Source organism: Alcaligenes sp. RM2 (assembly GCF_052931795.1).
The window spans coordinates 150,448-169,760 of sequence record NZ_JBRFIO010000005.1; the positions used below are offsets into that span (position 1 = coordinate 150,448).

Below are 19,313 nucleotides of genomic sequence, written 5' to 3' on the forward strand. Positions count from 1 at the left end.
AGGCATGATTGATTTCTCGCCAGAACCAGTCTTGTAGATATGGATACGAAATCCCTCCAGTCTTAAGCCGGGAAACTCAAGCAATGTCGCCACGCCTACGCAGTTTGTCTTCCAAGTCATCTGATCCTAGAAACCCTGTCGATAGAGCTTATCGCGACAAGACCCGAAATCGCCTGACGCCGGTGGCCCGAGCCATAGCGACCTTGCTGCTTACAGGGGGGGTAAGTGCGCAGGCTTATGCGCAAACCCAGCCCGTATCAGGCGCGTGGTTCGCGTCGCGGGGAGCGGTAGAGCGCAATGTCTCCGGCGCACAAGGTGGAATGGTTGATCCGGGCAATGGCCTTTTGAACTCGGCGGCACGCCAACATGCCGAAGCACGTCAGCAATTGGCCCGTTCGGTCGAGAACCTGGGTCGTACCGCCAGTGCGATTGCTGCTCAGCAAGCTGCACAAAAAGCCGCGCGCGAGGCTGCTGCCAAAGAAGCCGGTGTGCCGGACGGTTATGTGCAAGGCGGGGTGTGGGATCGTGATGCTGCAGGCAATCTGCACGTCTGGACCGGCTCAGAGCGTCCGGTGTACACACAAGAGAATGGTCAGCACACCGTTGCCATCAAGCAGACCGAAAGCAAAGCCGTACTGAATTGGGAAAGCTTTAACGTGGGCCGCAACACCACGGTGCAGTTCCAGCAAAAAGCGTCCGATGCGGTGTTGAACCGTGTTGTGGGAGCGGATACCGCCCCGAGCCAGATTCAAGGCGCCATCAAGGGTGATGGCACCGTGATGGTGGTGAACCAGAACGGGGTGGTGTTCAGTGGCACGTCTCAAGTGAACGTGCGCAATCTGGTGACAGCCGCCGCCAAGATCACGGACCAGCAATTCAAGGAAGGTTTGTATGGCAAGGATGCCAACACGGCGTCCTTCACTAATGCGCAAGGCAAGATCGAGATACACGCCGGTGCACGTATCGGCACACACGCATCCGAGACCGTGAACCAGGGCGGGGGCTATGTGCTCTTGCTGGGGCAGGAAGTGCACAATGCAGGCAGTATCTCGACCCCGGGCGGGCAGGCTGCCTTGGCCGCTGGCGAGAACTTCATCATCCGCAAGGGGATGGGGACAGAGGAAAACGTCAATTCCACCACCCGTGGCAACACGGTGGTAGCTCAGGCAGGGGCATCCGACAAGGCGGGCCTGGTTCGCAATACGGGCGTGATTCAAGCCGTAACGGGCGACATCACCTTGGCCGGGCGCACGATCAGCCAGGACGGCGTGCTGGTGGCCAGCACCTCGGTTCACAACCGAGGCACGATTCATCTGCAGAACAACAAGACGGATGCTCAATCCAGCGTGACCTTGGGCAAGGATAGCGTCACAGCCATTGTGCTGGACGAAAGCGCTGCTACCGCCCTGGATGTGCAACGCGAAGCTCTGATCAAGGAATCGGACAAGGAAGGCGATGGCCTGCGTCACCGCCGTGATCAGTCGCTGGTACAGATTGCCAGCGGTGGCGATGTGGTTTTCGACGCCGACAGCCTTACGCTGGCGACGGGTGGTCAGGTCTTTGTGGACGCGGCCAGGAACAGCGAGGTACGTCAGGACGCCGTGATTGATGTGTCCGGCCATGTGGGTGTTCGCGTGGCGATGGAAGCCAACAACCTGATGATCAACATTCAGGGTAATGAGCAACGCGATGCTCCGGTCAACCGCGAGGGCGACAATCTGCGCAGCAGCGATGTCTGGCTGGATCGCCGCAACCTGGTGTTTGTTCCTGCTGGCACCAATGGCTATGAAAAGGACCGTTGGTACACCGCGGGCGGGCTACTGGAAGTGGGTGGTTATCTGGGGGTCGCCAGCCACGGTATCGGCGAGTGGGCCGCCCAGGGCGGCACCGTGCAGTTCAGCGGTGCCAGCGTGGTGACGCGCCCCGGTTCCTTGGTCAACTTGTCGGGCGGCACGCTGGATGTACAAAGCGGTTATCTGCGTCAAAGCTGGCTGCGGGGTGTGGATGGCCGTCTATACACGGTCGATAGTGCACCGGGCGATTTGCTCTACACCGGCTTGTACAAGGGTTACGAGCAGACCAGTGCGCGCTGGGGTCAAACCCGCAGCTTCTATAACCCGATTCTGGCTCCTACCCAGCGTTACGAAGAAGGCTATACGGTAGGACGTGATGCGGGCCGCCTGGTTATTTCGACCAAGGCGGCGGACCTGCAAGGGCATATCGAATCCGAGGTTTACCAGGGCCCGCGCCAGATTCAGGCACCGGCTCCCAAGCTGGATGGCTATCAGCAGTCACAAACGGCTGTAGCGCGTCGGGCCGAGCTGATTCTGGGTGGCTGGACGCCGGTTTATGACAAGGACACGCAGAATCTGAGCTATAGCCCCAGTGCAGTGGTTGAGCAGATTGTGATTGGCAAGGCTCAGGCGCAAGAGGGGGGGGAGCAGTCCGACGCGACGTCCGGCCCTTCTCGCATCAGCCTGGATTCCGATTGGTTGACGCAAATGGGTCTGGGGGCTCTACGTGCCTATGCCAGCCAAAGTGTGGAAGTCAACGACGCGCTGGAGCTTGCTCTGGGTGGCGAGATCGCGCTGCATGCCAATCAGGTCGATGTGAAGGCTGACCTGACGGCGCGCGGTGGCCGTATTTTGCTGGGTGATATGGTGGATAAATGGACCAGCGCCAGTTTGGGCTGGCAATCCAGCAAGATTGCCGATGTGGCAGCCGGCGCTATTGCTGCCACACGAATTGACTCAGGTGTCACCCTGGATACCAGAGGCTTCTGGAGCAATCAGGAGATGGATAGCCGCGCGATGCGCTATCTGCCGTGGCGTAATGGTGGTGAAATCATTTTGCGCAGCAGCGGTGATGTGACTGTGGCCGAACACGCGCTGCTGGACGTCTCTTCGGCGGCGGCCTATATGGCCGATGGCTCGGTGCTAGGTGGCAAGGGTGGCAATATCACTCTGGCCGCTGATGCGTATATATCCGGCGTATCCGGCATAGGTGGACGACTGGTCTTCGAAGGTGAAATCCGTGGTCATGGTGTGGCTGGTGGTGGCACCTTGCGCTTGCAGACCGGGGAGACTGTCGTGTTGGGTGGCACGGTGCAGGGCAGTGATGGCGTCCTGCAGGCGGGTCAAAGCTCTCTGGCCGATTTGCTGACGACCGAGGCCTTTACCATTGCTGCTGGTGCGATTTTGCCGGTGGATTTCCACTACATGCGTACCCATGCCGCCGCTGGCGAGGTTATTGGCGGGGCGCCCAAGGTTGAGCAGGCCAATCAGTCCAGCTGGATTCATTTGACGACCCCCTGGACCTTGCCCAAGCCAAGCAACGAGAACTCCAGTTATTCGGTTTGGCTGTCCAATGGCCAGCAGTTGCGGGTAGACGGTTATAGCTGGAGCGTGGCGCCAACCTTGCCAGCGGGAACGGTGATCATGGAGATCATGAATCCCGCCGGCTTCCCGACCAACTATGTGGTGCCGGCAGATATCCTGCCTGATGGCATTGCCATTGCGCCATCCCCCGGTGTTTACAAGGCTGGCACGGTCGCTCATGCCGATTTGAGCTATAGCGCAGGCACCTTGCTGCGTGCCGGAACGCGCTTGACGCAGGATGTGGCCGTGGGGACCATGCTGCATCTGGACAGCAGCCTGTTCCAGAAAGGGTTTGCGAATTACGACGTGATAGGCGGTTACGGCGTGGCCGTGGCAGAAGGGGCCAATCTGGCGCTGAACATGCCCGTCATGCAGCTGGATCTGCCCGCTGCACGTCAACTGGCCAATGGTGGGGATCTGAGCCAGGTTGCCTCCCTGTGGTTGCCACCCGAGTTCAGCGAATCGCCCGAAAAAGGCTCGATCAGCCAGCGCGGCGGTGCCGATCTGAGCTTGACGGCAGGTTTTGAGTACAAGCAGCAAGATGTGGACCCCAGTGGCCCCACCCTGTCCGTGGGCAAGGCGGCGCATATTAGCGTAGATGATGGTCGCAATATTGTCTTGCAAGGCAGCGGTCAGATTACGGTGGATGGCTCCTTGCGAGCCTCGGGTGGCAAGATCGGTATCTATGGCCTGAGTGCTGGTAGCGAGGACGTGCGCCACCTCAAAGGACACGACGGTTCAATCTGGTTGGGCAGCAATGCCGTGCTGGATGTGTCGGGCAAGGCCATGACGGCTGTCGATACCCAGGGTCAACGCTACGGCAAGGTGCTCAATGGTGGCCGTATCGAAATTGGTAGCAAGTACCAGCAGGCTGCGACGCAGGTCAAGGCTATCGACAGCTTTGTCATTGTGCGCGAAGGCGCGCGCCTGCTGGCATCCGGAGCCGCAGCGACTTTGGACATGCCTGGTCAGGGCGCGCAAACCATCGCTTCCAATGGCGGTGTCATTCATCTGGCCAGCTTCAACGGACTGTATCTGGATGGCGATATGCAGGCCTGGGCCGGTGGTGCCAATGCGGCAGGCGGAACCTTGTCGGTCGCCCTGGAGTCGCCGAACTATGAAATGTCAGGTGGGCCGGGTGATCGCGTGCTGGCACACCGTGAAATGACCTTGGTGCAAGAGCAGCAACTGGAGAATCTGCCGCTTGATCTGCAAGCTGGTCGTGCTGATGCGGGTTTGGTCTACGGCCATGCTCGTTTGGGTGTGGACCGCATTCAGGCGGGGGGCTTTGATAATCTGGCCCTGCTGTCCAACGGCATTTTGTCGATTGAAAACGGTGTGGATTTGCAGATGGGCCAAAGCCTGCATCTGGCCACCCCCAAGATTGCCTTGGCCCCTGGCTCTATGCCCGGTGCTACGGTCAAGCTGGCCGCGCCTCATGTCCGTTTGGCAGGGGCAACGCATCCCACCCGCGACAAGTATGTGACTCCGCTGATTCAGGCTCTGAACAGTAATGAAGGCCGATTGCCCGAGCTGCTGCCAGACTCCTATCTGCGTATCGACGCCAATGTGCTGGACATAGCCAACCAGATCGCCTTCGGTGCGTTGGGCCGGTCCTTGCAAAGTGGCAAGGCCGAGGTATCGCGTGCCGGTTTTGATACGGTGGATCTGCGCGCGCAGAACGATCTTCGTTTCTTGAAGCATGCGGTCGGTGATCGTACACAGCTGCTGACCGAAGGGGATCTGGTGCTGGCGGCTGGCCGCATCTATCCGGGAACTGGCGTGACGGCGGAGGTGATTTCCGGCCGTTATATCCAGCGCGATCAGTGGAATAACCCGCTGACACAGTATGACCCGCAGCGCAGCTTGCGTATCGAGCGCATTGGCAGTGGCCCTGTCGCCCAGCCTTATTCTGCCTTGGGTGTCTTGCGCCTGATGTCGGGCAATATTGATCAGGGCGGTGTGTTGCTGGCTCCCTTGGGGCAGTTGGAGTTGGGTGTGGGTGTAGGTGGTGCCTCGCAAGCCTCAACCTCCATGGTGATGCGCCCTGGCAGCATTACCTCGGTCAGTGCCGCGGGTTTGATCATGCCCTACGGCGGGACGGTGGATGGGCTGACCTATAACTATGCAGGTAGCGATGCGCCTTATGTGGGCCTGGGCGGTCTGCTGGGTAATCTCAGCCTGAAAGCCACCAGCGTGGACGTGCAGGAGGGTGCCTTGCTGGATCTGTCGGGTGGTGGGGAACTGACAGGAGCAGGTTTCCTGCCTGGGCGGGGTGGTTCTACGGATGCCCGTCTGCACCCCCTGATTCAGAGCACCAATAACGGCTTCATGCTGCCCGAGCTTTCTGGCAACCCGGTCTATGCCGTCGTGCCAGGTGTACAGCAAGTGGTGGCGCCATTGGCGGCCGACAATGGTGCAGGCGATCCTATGGTGGGACGCCAGATTCATATCGGAGAGGGCGTGCCGGGCCTGGCCGCAGGTACGTATACCTTGCTGCCCTCTACCTACGCCTTGTTGCCTGGTGCTTACCGCGTTGAAATCAGTGGTTCGGGCAGTGCCAGTGCGGCTATGGGTGGCACCATTGCCATGCGTAATGGTTCCTACAATGTGGCCGCCCGTTTGGGGATCGCCAATACCCATGTCATGGACGCCATGCCCTCGCGCGTGGTGCTGACCTCGGCAGACACCCTGCGCCAGTATTCCCAGTACAACGAAACGTCTTACTCGCAGTTTGGGCTGGACTGGGCCATGCGTGATAGCGTCCCGCGCCCTCAACTGGAGCGAGATGCCCGCCAACTGCAGCTGGAGGCGAACCGTTTGCAGGTGGCGTCCGGTGTTGCCAAGTTTGAACCGGCCCAGAATGGCCGTGGGGGCAATGTGGTGCTGACTGGTCAGCGCATTGAAGTGCTGGCTGATGGGGCAGCGCCGACCGCAGGCTTTGATGGTATGTCGGTAGAGTCCGGTGTGCTCAATCGCCTGGGGGCGGCAGGCATCAGTATCGGGGGTTCACCTACCTCTACGTTTGCCTTGCAAGGTTATGGTTCGACCCGCGATGCCTGGCGTGTCAGTCTGGGCAACACGCGCACAGATGAAATCTATATTCGCGGCGGCGCCGTGCTGGAAGCTGCGCAGGTATTTCTGGTGGTGGGTAATCGTGAAAAGGGCCTGACAGTTGAGCAGGGCGCCACGATCAACACCTTGGGCAAAGGCGCCGCGCCCTGGGACTCCAGCGAAGGCTATGTGCTGCAGCCCGGTCAGAAAGGGGTTCTGGCCTTGAGCAATGGCTGGCTGGATGTCACTGCACCCAGCAACGACGATAGTTGGGGCACGGTAGGGGCGGGCTTTCTGCATATAGGGACTTGTGCCGTCGGTAGCAGTTGTTCGGGTGAAACCCGCTTGTATTCTGAAGGCACGATTACTGCTGCCACCAATAAAACCTTTGAGCTGGATGAGTCGGTGCGCTATGGCACACGCAATCTGGTGCTGGCTATGGGTGGCATCAATGTGGGCGGAGCGCAGGCCCTGTCCGACGCGTCTGCTGCGGGTATCTTGCCCTCCGGTCTGACGCTGAATCAAAGTGTGCTGGAGCGCTTGCTGCGCGGCGATACCCAGATGGGGGCGCCTGCATTGGAGAACCTGGTGTTGACGGCGCGTGACTCCGTCAACTTCTATGGTGATGTCAATTTGAGCACGCTGGACCCGGTGACAGGCAAGTCGGCACTGGAGCGCCTGGTGTTAAGCGCACCTGCCATTTATGGCTATGGCGACGCAAATAGTGAAGCACGTATCGAAACCGGAATTCTGGTCTGGAACGGAGCCACGACACCGGCGGGCAGCATCGTGGAAGGCGGCGCGGGCACGGGGAATGGCCGTCTGGTATTTGATGCTCAGCAGATTGAGTTTGGTTACGGCCCGAAAAGCCAGCCCGATACCGTGGGTATGCACGACCGTCTGGCCTTGGGCTTTAGCAGCGTGAACCTGAATGCTTCCGAGCGCATCACAGCCAATCACAAGGGCAGCTTGTCCGTGTACCACAGTCGTGGTGCCTGGGATGCAGCCAGCAATGGCTGGACCTATCAGGGCGGCAATCTGAACTTCAGCACCCCCTTGTTTACCGGACAGGCCGGTTCGGTCAACAACATCCGTGCAGGTGGCAACATTGCGGTGACTCGTCCGCAGGGGAGCAGCACGGTGCAGCCTGATCTGGCCACAGCGGTGCACGCCTTGGGAGCCGAGTTGAGCCTGGATGCTGCCATGTCCTTGGTCTGGGACAGTGCGGCCTTGCTGCCTAGCGGCAAGCTGAAGCTGTCTGCTCAGGACGATGTGGTTCTGCAAGAGGGTGCGCAACTGGATCTGGCAGGGCGTCCGATCGGCTTCTTTGATGTGAACAAGTACAGCTGGGGTGGCGAGGTTGTGCTGGAGAGTCGCGGCGGCAATGTGATCCAAGTGGCGGAGTCCCTGATTGATGTATCGGCCCAGCACAATCGTGCAGGCAAACTGACGGCCCTGGCCTTGAACGGCTTGGTGGACTTGCGTGGCCGTATGTCGGGAGCTGGAACAGGGCATTACGATGCGGGCGGTACCTTGGTGCCTTTTGCCTCCGGCTTTATTGAGCTGCGTGGACAACAGATTGCGGACTTTGCGGGACTTAACGCCCGTCTGAATGAAGGATCGGTGTGGGGTGGTCGCAGCTTCCAGCTGCGCCAGGGGGATCTGCTCATTGGCAACGAGCTTAAAGCGCGTGAAATCAATGTCTCCGTGGACAATGGCAGCCTGACGGTCAACGGCACCATTGATGCCAGCGGTGAGCAGGCGGGCAGCATTCGCCTGGCTGCCAAGCGAGGGGTGACCCTGACTGGCAGCGCCGTGCTGGATGCCAGTGCCAGTGTGCTGCGTAGGGACAGTTACGGCCAAGTGATTGAAGCACCTAACCGGGCCATCATTGAAATTGATTCGGGCCAGGGTCGTCTGGTTCTGGCCGATGGCATGCGCATGAATCTGAGTGTGGCTGGTTCCCATGCGAATTACGGCACTGTCGCTCTGAACGCACCGCGCCTGGGTGGCGCGACGGGCAACGATGTCGATATTGATGCACGCGGTGCACTCAACATTACCGGGGCGAGGTCGATTGCCGTCAATGCTTTCCAGCAATACGACGATGCGCAGCTTGGCCTCGATGAAACGGTAGATGGTCGCAGCTACCAGCGTATCGATCAGGACTACTTGCGTCAGAAGCATCTGGATAGTGAAACCTTCATCAACAAGGCTCTGGCGAATCAGGCCTTGATGCAAGGCAAGCTGGCCGGGCTGCGTGCTTATGGTGATCAGTTCCACCTGCGCCCTGGTGTGGAGATTGTCAGCAATGCCGCCACGAATCCAGATGGTGATCTGCATGTAGATGGGGATATTGATCTGTCGGGCTACCGCTATGCCAGCGTAAATCCTCATGCTCAGAAAAGCTCGGTATATGGCTCGGGCGAGGCCGGGGCCCTGGTATTGCGCGCCGCTGGAGATCTGACGATTTTTGGCAGTTTGACGGATGGCTTCAATACCTCCGTGCTGGGTGTCACGGCTGATGATGGTGGCTGGGTTCTGCCCGCAGGTCGTATGCCTTTTGGCGGTGATCTCATCATCCCCCATGGCGGCATGGCCACGCTGGACGTGGGGACCCAGTTCGCGGCCGGTCGTACCGTTAACTATGACCTGCCCGTGGAGGGCATGAGCTTGCCACGCGGCACCGTAATCCCCAGCCTGATGAGTCTGGCGCAAGGCCTGTCCTTGCAGGCAGGAACGGTGCTGTCAGCGGCCGTGCTGGATGCGTCCGGGCAAGTGGTTTATGCCGCTGGCACGGTCTTGAAAGAGGCAGTGACACTACAAGCCAATATGCAGTTGGCCGCGGGCTTCCGTTTGCCGGAGGATGCGCAAATGGCGGCTACTCTGTGGCCCAAAGGCGTGCCCTTGCCGGTGCTCATGAAATTGAACCAGCAGGTTGCCTTGAAGAAAGGGGCGCTGGTGCCTTCCGAGACGGACGTGGTATTGCCGGGCGGGGCCGTGATGGTCGATCTTCGTCCTCGAGATGGGGATGACGCGCAAGGTCGCATGCTGGCTCTGGCCCCCATGTTGGCCGCTGGCTCGCAGTCCTGGGATTTGCGTCTGGTTGCCGGGGCGGATACCTCGGCAGCGGATAATCGCTTGACGTTGATTGATACCGAGCGTCGCTTGATGCTGGCGGATACGCACTTTGGCCTTGGCGTGAAATCAACCGAAATTCCAGGAACGGGTAAACCAGCGGTGTATGGCTGGGGAGAGGTCAGCCGCTTTGAAGAGCTGATTGAGTTGCTGGCGGGGGGCTATTGGTTGAGCTTTGTGCCTGTCTCTGGTGAGCAGGTGACACAGGCGCAGATCGAAGAGCTGCAAGCGTACGGCATTATCGGCACCGATATCACTGAACTGAATATTTTTGGCATGGGCGATATGGCCGCCGAGCTCTCGCCCGCTACACCGCCCGAGATGCAAGACGTGAAACAGCCCGCCCGTGAACAACTGTTCAGTGTCCTGCGTACGGGCGTGGGTGATCTGGATCTGGTGTCTGGTGGCGACATCGAGATGAACTCGCTGTATGGGGTCTACACCGCAGGCACGCCGTCGGCATCGATGGGGGCGGCCTATAACCAGGCGCGTGGCAAGTTGTTCGATGGCACGATCTTGCGCGCGGAAGGCAAGCGTTTCGAGTCGCTGGTCGACGGTGGTGCGGACAGCCTGTATCAGGCCTGGTATCCCGAAAAGGGCGGCAATGTGTTGCTGCGTGCTCAAGGCAGTGTGAAGGGGGATCTGGTCGGCAATAACGACGGCAAGAATGATCAGAGCTACACCTTCTACAACACGCGTCAGCAGATTGCTTCTACGGCAGTGGGTAACTGGTTGTGGCGCCAGGGAACGGGTAGTGCAGTGTCAGCCTCGGAAGGGACTCCCAGTGCCTGGTGGGTCAACTTCGGGACATATGTGGCGGGTACCGCAAATGGCGGGTATAGCGAGTACGACACCTGGTTGTTTGCCAACGATCCTTTCCTGGCCGGCTTTACCGGTGTGGGTACTTTGGGTGGTGGCAACTTGACCGTGGAGGCCGGGGCGGATGCCGGCATGTTGAACCAGCGCGGTATTCGCAGCAGCTGGAATCAGCAGACGCATACGCCGCGCAGCCAGGGCTTGCATCTGGTGGTGGGCAGCACAGGCCGAATCACCTCGGGGGGCGAACTGGTACAGACAGGTGGCGGGGACCTGGTCCTGCGCCTGGGTGGCACACTGAACCCGAACCCCGATGTGCGCTTGAACGAGCATGACCTGAACAGCACTTTGGTGAATTTGCGAGGAGCGATTGCTCTGGATGCCGGCGCGGTTGGTGGGGTAAAGCTGGGCTTTGGTGGAACAGATCAAATGGATACGCGTCCTGGCAATATTTATGCCAGCGGCGGAGGGACCGCAACAGGTGGTCCGATTCTGGTCTTGGGTGACTCCGCAGTACGCATGCAAACGCGGGGCGATCTGGTGCTGGGCAGTACGGTAGACCCAGGGCGTACCTTGTCCTTAAGCTCAACGCCTTTCTCCGTAGATGGCCAGCACTATGACGGCAATGGTTGGTCCTGGTTCTCCTTGTGGACACCGGCGACGGCGATTGATTTGTTGAGTGTGGGGGGCAACCTGACGCCCACCACGTCCTGGGATGAGCGCAATGCGTATGAGGATACGCGTTGGGGCGACCCAGGCCGCAACCAGTCCCATAACGCAGATGGTCATTTCTATCCTTCTATCCTGCGTGCGGCGGCCGCTAACGGCAATATTCAGTATGGAGCCAGTGCCAGCGATGCCACTGTACCCAGCAATTCAATATTGCGTTATGGCTTTGGTACGGTACTGGCCCCTTCGCCAATGGGCGAGCAGTTTGTCAACGCAACAGGGCGTGGTGAACTGCAGTTCCTGGCGGGGGGCTCCATTCAGGCGGCCGGCTACGTTTTCTCGGCCTCGGCGGCAGACGCAGCGGCCATGTCCAGCCCCTTCCGTCCTGCCTTTGTAGGCTTGCTATCGCAGACAGGGGGCGGCGAGTACGGCTATAACCCCCGCATAATTCATAACGTGGATGGCGAGGCCGTCAAGCTCAACGACTGGTTCACCGTCAGCAGCAAGGCGATCACTTCGCTGTACGGAGGCCGTCAAAATACAGGTTCCTTGTTTGTGTTTGGTACGCCGGTCAATATCGGTACTGCCGCAGCTCAACGTCAGCCCGCTCGTTACTACGCCGTCAACGGCGACATTGTTGGCTTGCGCGTCGGTCAGGAAGTGTTGTTGGGATACCCACCGGGCTCGCAGGGCTCACGTATGGAAGGCTCGGTTCCTGTGGCGATTCGGGCCGGGCGTGACATTACCGACTCGGGCACACGCCTGGGGCAGAAAGATGCCGTGGCAGGGGCCAAGAGTGCCACTGCGACGACACGCGGTAATTTGATTACCCATGCCTGGGCAGACGATATTTCCATTGTTGAAGCGGGTCGGGACGTGCGTAACAGCAGCTTCTACATCTTGGGGCCAGGTTTGCTGGACGTGTCGGCCGGGCGTCATGTGTATCTGGCTGACAAGGGCGAGATCAAGAGTCTGGGGCCCTTGAGCAGTGCCTTGTCCGATAGTCGTGGTGGCGGCGCCAGTATTTCGGTCTCGGCCGGAATGGGCGAAGGAGCGCATTGGAACGACTTTGCGGCGCGCTATCTGAACCCCGAGAATCAGGCTGATCTGGAGCTGCCGTTTGCAGATCAACAGGGCAAGGCGCTGTACATCTATAGCGGTGGCCTGACGCTGGGGCAATGGCTGCAACGCGAGTTTGGCTACACAGGCGATGAAGCCGGCGCACAAGCCTTCCTGCACGAGAAGCAGGGAGAGCTGGACCAAGTACGCGATCAGGCCAGGGCTGAAGGCCGCAATGCCTCCAGTCGTCCCTTGGCGCGAGAGTACAAGCTGGAGAGCCAGCTGCACCTGGTCAATTGGTTGAGCACCCGCTTTGGCGACAAGAACGGCCTGGGCCTGCATTTTGATGCGGCCAGTATGGACGCCCGCAGCTTCTTCGAGGCCTTGCCGCCCGAGCAGCAACGCAGCTATCTGCGTAATGTGTACTACGCAGAGCTGAAGGCATCGGGCCGTGAGTACAACGATAGTGACAGCAAGCGCGCAGGCAGCTATTTGCGTGGTCGTGAAGCGATTGCCACCTTGTTCCCCGAACAGGATGCTCAAGGCAAGGCCTTGAGCTACACGGGTGATTTGACGATGTACAGCAGTGCGCTGTATTACGACGCGGATTACGTGAACAACACGACGGGCAAGAGTCGACCCACTCCCAAGCTGGATTACATCACCAAGGCCGAGTGGGAGGCCTTGGGCAGTCCGGGTTACAACGTGTCGTTCTACGACGTGCTGGATGCGGGTATTCATACCAACTTTGGTGGTGATATCAGCATCCTGACTCCCGGCGGGCGTGCCCTGGTGGGGATTGATGGTGGCTTTAACCCTGGTCCGGGATCGGGTGTGATCACGCAAGGGGAAGGGGACATCAACTTCTTCTCGCAAAGCGACATTCTGATGGGACAGAGCCGGGTCTTTACGACCTTTGGCGGCAATATTCTGGCCTGGTCGGCAGCAGGGGACATTAACGCGGGTCGGGGTAGCAAGACCACGGTGGTCTACACGCCGCAACGTCGTGTTTACGATCTGTTTGGCAATGTGGCCTTGTCACCATCAACGCCTAATACCGGTGCAGGTATCGCTACCTTGAACCCGGTTCCCGAGGTCCCGCCAGGTTATATCGATCTGATTGCGCCATTGGGAACGGTGGACGCGGGCGAGGCAGGGATTCGCGTGTCGGGCGACATCAATATCGCCGCCTTGCGTGTGGTCAATGCAGACAATATTCAGGTACAGGGCGAGTCCAAGGGAATTCCGGTGGTGGCGACCGTCAACACAGGCGCCTTGAGTAACGCCAGCGCGACAGCATCGTCGGCCGCATCGGCGGCGCAGGATACGGTCAACCGCGCTCGTGCACAGGCTCGTCAGAATCTGCCTTCGGTCATTACTGTGCAGATTCTGGGATTTGGGGATGCAGGGCAGTCAGGGGGCGGGGCCACATCATCAGGAGCAGGCCCAGCGACTTCCAGGATAGATGCCTCTGCGTATCGCCAAGACAGTACGGTGCAGGTCCTGGGACTGGGCGCCAATCCGCAATCCGCTCTGGATCGGTTGACGCCCGAGGAGCGGCGGCGGATGACACTGTAGCTTGAGCCTGGGAGATCTGATCATGCTGTCCACTTGCCTGCCCTTGCCTACACGCAAGCGTAATGAAGAGTGTGTGACGCCGCAGTATTCACTGTGCTTGTATCTGAAGGTGCACTACGAAGAGCTGCTGCGTCAATTGACCATCCGCCTGCGCTGCCGCGACCGCGCAGCGGATGCCTTGCACGACACCTGGCTGCGTCTGCATGGCAGCCGGGAGATCGGGCCGGTCGCCAACCCCCGCCTGTATTTACTGCGTATGGCCAGCAATCTGGCGATCGATGAATGGCGCGCCGAGTCCGGCAGAGGGACGCTGGTGCCCCTGGAGGAACTGGAAGAGCATCAGCAGATTTCCCCCATGCCGGGGCCAGAGTCCAGCCTGATCGGCCGATCTTTGCTGTCCGTCCTGATCTACGCCATCGAGCTGCTGCCCCGCCAACGTCGCGCCATCTTTCTGGCGGCTCGCCTTGAGGAACAAAGCCTTAGCGTGGTGGCTGAGCGCTTCGGCGTCACCACCAGCAAAGCACGCAACGAACTGCGCCGGGCTGAGGCGCATTGCGAACAGGCGTTGCTGGGCAATTGGACAGAACTGCGGCAGGGGCGCAATTCCTGTCTGAAACCACCACCGACCATGACGGCCGGGTTTGGCTGGATGGCGGAGCCGGTGGGATTTTGAGGGCGACGGGGGGCTGGAACAGCAAGTATCGAGATTATCGATACTTCCGTTATATCGAGAATCTCGATATTGGCCCAGCAAAGAGGTGTTCGCTTGAGCCATGCGCATATGGGTAATCCAGTTGCTCTGGCTGTTTGATGCGCATCTGGCAAGTAGAAAAACAAAAAGCCCAGTCGTTTGACTGGGCTTTTTGCTTGAATTCTTGGTGGCCTGGGGCGGAATCGAACCACCGACACAAGGATTTTCAATCCTCTGCTCTACCGACTGAGCTACCAGGCCAACGTGTACTGCTCGGTAAAAATAGAACTATACCACGTTTTTTAATTTGTGCGCATAGTACAACAAAAAATTTATGCATCTTTTCGACTTCAAATTTGCCGTACCCCTAGGGGGAGGCCCTTTTCAGCGAAAAGAGGGCTGCATAAAGGAGTGCAATTGTAATCACAAAAGGGCAATTCAAGTAACATTTTTGGCAAAATTGCGGCTTGCGGCGTAAAATCACTTAAATTTCATGCGTTTTGCCTTTGCAAAATTGCCAGTCTTGGTCTTTTCAGGGCTATAGCCTGTACTGCTCATGTCTGTAGATGTTCTAACCTTCGGTCTGAATCATGTGTCCGCGCCCGTTGCCGTGCGCGAGCGCGTTGCGTTTCCGATCGATGTGTTAAAGCCTGCGCTTGATACCTTGCGTGCCACGTTCGGCACCGGTGTCCGTGAAGCAGCCATTCTGTCTACCTGTAATCGTACCGAGATCTACTGTGCGGCCGAGCCCCATGTGGCTGAGCGTCTGCCCGAATGGATGGCAGACTTCAACAGTCTGCGCTCTGCCGAGCTGACCCCCCATCTGTACCGCTACAACCAGAACGAGGCCGTGCGCCATGCGTTCCGTGTTGCCAGCGGACTGGATTCCATGGTCTTGGGCGAGCCCCAGATTCTGGGTCAGATGAAAGATGCCGTGCGTGCCGCCAACGAGGCCGGCTCGCTGGGCACCTTGTTGCATCAATTGTTCCAGCGTACCTTCTCGGTGGCCAAGGAAGTCCGTACGCAAACCGCTATTGGCGCCCATTCGGTGTCCATGGCGGCGGCGGCGGTTCGTTTGGCCGAGCGTGTGTTTGGTGATCTGAGCCAGGCCAAAGTGCTGTTTATTGGTGCTGGGGAAATGATCGAGCTGTGTGCCACGCACTTTGCGGCAGTGAACCCCTGTAGCATCGTGGTCGCCAACCGTACTCAGGAACGGGCTGAAAGCCTGGCCTCGCGCTTCATGGCCAGCACCATGAAGCTGGCTGATGTGCCTGATCGTCTGGCAGATTTTGACGTGGTGGTGTCCTGTACGGCCAGTACCTTGCCCATTCTGGGTCTGGGTATGGTGGAACGAGCTGTGCGTTCGCGTCGTCACCGCCCTGTGGTCATGGTTGATCTGGCCGTGCCACGCGATATTGAAACCGAAGTAGGCCGCCTGGACGACGTGTACCTGTACACCGTCGATGATCTGGGCCGCTTTGTACAACGGGGTGCCGATGCCCGTCAGGCCGCTGTGGTTCAGGCCGAAGCCATTATCGACACCCAGGTGCAGCATTACATGCACTGGCTGAGCACCCGTGCGATTGTGCCGGCCATTCTGGATGTGCAGCAGTCGGTCGAAAAAGTACGTCAACACGAGCTGGAGCGCGCGCGCCGCATGCTGGCCCGTGGCGATGATCCAGCAGAAGTCATTGAAATGCTGGCGCATGGCCTGACTCAAAAGTACATGCACGGCCCGATGGCTGAGTTGACGCGCAGTGAAGGTTCCGAGCGCGAGCAATTGTTGAATTTGCTGCCTCGTCTGTTGCCCTCGACCACCCGTCGACGTTAGCGTTTGGGCTGTTGTCTGTTCACCGACTCTCCTGCGGTGCAGCCCGATAGCTTTGAACTGCGCCCAGACCCTCTGATTTTCCCTTTAGGCTGTTCCCTATGAAAGACTCTATGCGCAGTCGGCTTGAGCAATTGGCTCGCCGTCTGCATGAAGTTGATGCCATGCTTGCCGAGCCTGAAATTGCCAGCAATATGGACGAGTTTCGCAAACTGTCGCGCGAACGTTCCGAGCTGGACCCTGTTGTAGCAGCCTTCAAAAGCTATGAGGCTGCCGAAGGCGATCTGCAAGCGGCCCAGGACATGATGTCCGACCCTGAATTGAAGGAAATGGGCGAGGAAGAATACAAGTTGGGCAAGGAACGTATCGCTCAACTGGAAGATGAATTGCAAATCCTGCTCCTGCCGCGCGACCCGGACGACACCCGTAACGTGTTTATTGAAATCCGCGCCGGTGCCGGTGGGGACGAAAGCGCCTTGTTTGCCGGGGATTTGCTGCGCATGTACATGCGCTATGCCGAAAACTGCGGCTGGCGTACGGAGATCATGTCTGCCAGCGATTCGGAAGTGGGTGGTTACAAGGAAGTGATCGTTCGAATTGAAGGCCAGGATGTGTACGGGCGTCTGAAGTTCGAGTCCGGTGCGCACCGTGTGCAGCGTGTGCCTGAGACTGAAGCTCAGGGCCGCATCCATACCTCTACGTGTACCGTGGCCGTGTTGCCCGAAGCCGAAGGCTTGGCAGAAATCACCATTAACCCCGCTGACTTGCGTGTGGACACCTTCCGCGCCAGTGGTGCCGGAGGTCAGCACGTGAACAAGACGGACTCAGCTGTCCGTTTGACTCACTTGCCTACAGGTTTGGTGGTGGAGTGTCAGGACGACCGTTCCCAGCACCGTAACCGCGAAAAGGCCTTGCAGGTGCTGGCCGCGCGTCTGAAAGACAAGCAGCAGCGTGAGCAATCTGACAAAGAAGCCGCTGAGCGTAAAAGCCTGGTCGGTACGGGTGACCGCTCCGAGCGCATCCGTACCTACAACTTCCCGCAAGGCCGCATGACGGATCACCGTATTAATCTGACCTTGTACAAGCTGGGCTACATCATGGACGGCGATCTGGACGAGCTGATCAAGGCCTTGCTGTCCGAGCATCAGGCCGGTTTGCTGGCTGATCTGGCGCAGGCGTGAGCATGAACCTATCCGGTGAGCAGGCCGTGTCCTCAATGGCCACGCCTGCCGACTATCCCCGTACCTTGCGAGCCTTGCAGCCGTTAAGTCCCTTGCCGCGCCTGGAGCGCGACATGCTGTGGATGCAGGTGCTGGGCGTCGGTCGTTCCTGGCTGATTGCGCACGACACGGACGAGTTGCCGCTGGACAAGATCCAAGCCTATCAAGCTCTGGAAGCCCGCCGTGTGGCGGGCGAGCCCATGGCGTATATCGTCGGTGTGCGGGAATTCATGGGCCATGAGTTTCTGGTGTCGCCCTCGGTGCTGATTCCTCGCCCGGATACCGAAACCCTGGTTGAGCGTGCCTTGGAGCGTGTGCAGAACATCCAATCTCCCCGCATTCTGGATATGGGCTGTGGCAGCGGCGCCATTGCGGTTTCTCTGGCGCTGGCACGTCCTGATGCCCATGTGGTCGCCAGTGACATCAGCACACTGGTATTGGCGCAGGCGGGCTTAAATGCTCAGCGTTTGTGTGGGAAAGTCGAGTTTTGCCTGGGGAGTTGGTACGATGCCGTGGCAGGCCAGGAACCTTTTGACCTGATCGTGTCCAACCCTCCATACATTGCAGTGGATGATGAGCATCTGGCGCAGGGCGATGTGCGGTTCGAGCCGCGTCAGGCACTGACAGATGGCTCTGACGGCTTGACGGATTTGCGTACAATAGTTCAGGGAGCCGGGCCGTATCTGCGTCCTGGTGCTAGTCTTCTCATGGAGCACGGCTGGGATCAGGCCGACCATGTGCAAAATATGCTGCGGCAGGCAGGGTTCAAACAGGTCATCAGTTATGAAGATCTGGCAGGAATCCGGCGGGTCACAGGTGGACAGTGTTAATTCTTTTCTTAAGAGAACATCATGAGTGAAGTTCAAGATTTCATCCGCGAAACCGTAACGGAAAACCCCGTTGTGCTGTTTATGAAGGGCACAGCGCAAGCTCCTCAGTGTGGTTTCTCCGCACGCACCGTGCAGATTCTGCGCGCTGTTGGCCTGAGCCAGGTGGTTGTGGTCAACGTGCTGGACGACGCCGAAGTGCGTCAGGGCATCAAGGACTTCTCCAACTGGCCCACCATCCCCCAGCTGTACATCAAGGGCGAATTCGTCGGCGGTTCGGACATCGTGTCTGAAATGTACGAAAACGGCGAACTGGAAACCATGCTGCGCGAGGCTGGGGCTCTGGAGTGAGCACCAAGCGACGCCTGGTCATAGGCATGACCGGGGCCACCGGGGCGGTCTACACCGTGCGCCTGCTGCAAGTGCTGCAGTCCTGTCCGGATGTGGAAACTCATTTGGTGATCTCGCCCTCCGGGGTGCTGAACATCAAATATGAGCTGGATATCGGCAGGCACGAGATTCAGGCTCTGGCCGATCAGGTGCACAGCTTCCGCGATGTGGGTGCAACCTTGGCCAGTGGCAGTTTTCCTACGGCGGGCATGGTGATTGTGCCGTGCTCGATGCGTACGCTGGCCGCCGTGGCGCATGGTTTGTCTGACAACCTGATTACCCGGGCTGCCGACGTTACCTTGAAAGAGCGTCGTCGTTTGGTGATGATGGTGCGTGAAACGCCATTCAATCTGGCGCATTTGCGCAATATGACGGCCGTAACGGAAATGGGCGGGATCATCTTCCCGCCTATGCCCGCGTTTTACCTGCGACCCAAAAACATCGATGATATTGTCGATCACACGGTGATGCGGGTGTTGGAATTGTTCGATATTCAGGTGTCCGGTGAACGCTGGGATGGTTCGCAAAAACCGAGCTAAGGCCTGATAGTCGTTCAGCGGGCGCAAAAAAAGCCCCGATATAAACCTCCACAATCTGGATATCATTCCAGACACTAGCGGTTTATATCGGGGCTTTTTATTGTCTGTCGCTTGTGTATTTGCAGGC

Annotated in this window: 7 protein-coding genes and 1 tRNA gene; 7 read left to right on the forward strand and 1 reads right to left on the reverse strand. The window is 58.9% G+C overall.

Annotated features, from left to right (window positions below; genetic code table 11):
• Positions 1-83 precede the first annotated feature (83 nt).
• A complete protein-coding gene (locus ACU6HM_RS16140) occupies positions 84-13,691 on the forward strand; it encodes a filamentous haemagglutinin family protein (RefSeq protein ID WP_446764070.1) in 13,608 nt (4,535 codons plus the stop codon).
• Positions 13,692-13,713: 22 nt separating this feature from the next.
• The gene (locus tag ACU6HM_RS16145) at positions 13,714-14,364 is read left to right on the forward strand and encodes an RNA polymerase sigma factor (RefSeq protein ID WP_128831698.1); all 651 of its coding nucleotides are present in this window, start codon (positions 13,714-13,716) and stop codon (positions 14,362-14,364) included.
• A gap of 203 nt (positions 14,365-14,567) precedes the next feature.
• On the opposite strand, the gene ACU6HM_RS16150 is transcribed toward ACU6HM_RS16145, so the two are convergent.
• Positions 14,568-14,643, reverse strand: a tRNA-Phe gene (locus ACU6HM_RS16150).
• A gap of 295 nt (positions 14,644-14,938) precedes the next feature.
• Here ACU6HM_RS16150 and hemA point away from each other — a divergent pair.
• From hemA to ACU6HM_RS16175, 5 genes are all read left to right on the forward strand, one after another.
• The gene (gene hemA, locus ACU6HM_RS16155) at positions 14,939-16,213 is read left to right on the forward strand and encodes a glutamyl-tRNA reductase (RefSeq protein WP_021447198.1); all 1,275 of its coding nucleotides are present in this window, start codon (positions 14,939-14,941) and stop codon (positions 16,211-16,213) included.
• A gap of 98 nt (positions 16,214-16,311) precedes the next feature.
• A complete protein-coding gene (prfA, locus tag ACU6HM_RS16160) occupies positions 16,312-17,391 on the forward strand; it encodes a peptide chain release factor 1 (RefSeq protein ID WP_009464100.1) in 1,080 nt (359 codons plus the stop codon).
• A gap of 2 nt (positions 17,392-17,393) precedes the next feature.
• Positions 17,394-18,260, forward strand: a complete 867-nt coding sequence (gene prmC, locus ACU6HM_RS16165) for a peptide chain release factor N(5)-glutamine methyltransferase (protein ID WP_009464102.1) — start codon at positions 17,394-17,396, stop codon at positions 18,258-18,260.
• 21 nt (positions 18,261-18,281) lie between these two features.
• Positions 18,282-18,608, forward strand: a complete 327-nt coding sequence (gene grxD, locus ACU6HM_RS16170) for a Grx4 family monothiol glutaredoxin (protein WP_003804985.1) — start codon at positions 18,282-18,284, stop codon at positions 18,606-18,608.
• On the forward strand, positions 18,605-19,186 hold the full coding sequence (locus ACU6HM_RS16175; RefSeq protein WP_009464105.1) for a UbiX family flavin prenyltransferase: 582 nt from the start codon (positions 18,605-18,607) through the stop codon (positions 19,184-19,186). The genes grxD and ACU6HM_RS16175 overlap by 4 nt, the downstream gene beginning before the upstream one ends.
• Positions 19,187-19,313 lie beyond the last annotated feature (127 nt).